Origin of the sequence: Streptomyces actuosus, assembly GCF_016921115.1 — a bacterium.
Classification (GTDB): domain Bacteria; phylum Actinomycetota; class Actinomycetes; order Streptomycetales; family Streptomycetaceae; genus Streptomyces; species Streptomyces actuosus_A.
Genome location: NZ_JAFFZS010000117.1, coordinates 1 through 1003 on the forward strand (window position 1 = coordinate 1; position 1003 = coordinate 1003).

Sequence of the window (1003 nt, forward strand, 5' to 3'; positions counted from 1 at the left end):
GTATAAAATACCCTTCATAGTTGTTTCGCAATTACCAGGAATTATTATCTCCTTTACATTTATTATAAAATTAGCTATTAAAACCTATGAAAATTATGAAAAAATATAAATTTTTACTATTTTTTATAAACTTTATTTTTCTATAGTGTTAATTAACATTATAGTTGGGTAGGGTATAATAAGTATAATACTGCTTTGTGTAAGTGTGGCTAATTATTTTTACATAAAGCATATTAGTGTATACTTGAAGCAGGGAGGGGAGGGTAAGGATAAATACTAAAATTTAACTATATTTCTATATTTAAATAATATTTTAATAAAAATATATTAATATTTTCATATTAATATATTAGTTTGATAACAAAACAATAATATAATCTTTAGTTTAATACACACTGGTTATATTTATTAATTTTAATTTAACTTTTAATAAAAAAAAAAAAAATAATTAACTTTGTGAATTAAAATGTATAATAAGAAATTAATAATGACAACTACAACTTTCTTTTTGTTCTTAATCCCTATATTAGCAATAGTGTTACTAGCTGTTAATTTAATACTTTCACCTCATAATCCTTATCAAGAAAAAGATAGTGCATTTGAGTGTGGTTTCCACTCTTTTTTAGGACAGAATAGAACACAATTCAGTATATCTTTCTTTATATTTGCATTATTATTCTTATTATTTGATTTAGAAATCTTATTAGTTTACCCATATGTAGTAAGTGCATATACAAACGGAATATATGGATTAGTTATTATGCTCGTATTTTTCCTTGTATTGACTTTAGGGTTTGCTTTTGAGTTAGGTAAAAATGCTTTAAAAATTGAAAGTAGACAAACTTTTAGTTTTAATAATAAAACTTGAAGTGGTTATTCTTTAATTTATAATTAGTATTAATGTAATAAGAAAAAAAAAAATAATTTTATTATATCACTCTTTTTTATAACTTTATTTTAGTTTTTAATTTTTCACTTTATCCGTTATGTATAAATATAATAT

At 20.9% G+C, this 1003-nt stretch carries 1 protein-coding gene; it reads left to right on the plus strand.

Annotated elements, in window-relative coordinates; all coding sequences use genetic code 11:
* The first annotated feature begins 487 nt into the window (after nucleotides 1-487).
* The gene (locus tag JS756_RS38915; protein WP_205387443.1) at nucleotides 488-868 is read left to right on the plus strand and encodes an NADH-quinone oxidoreductase subunit A; all 381 of its coding nucleotides are present in this window, start codon (nucleotides 488-490) and stop codon (nucleotides 866-868) included.
* The last annotated feature ends 135 nt before the right edge of the window (nucleotides 869-1003 follow it).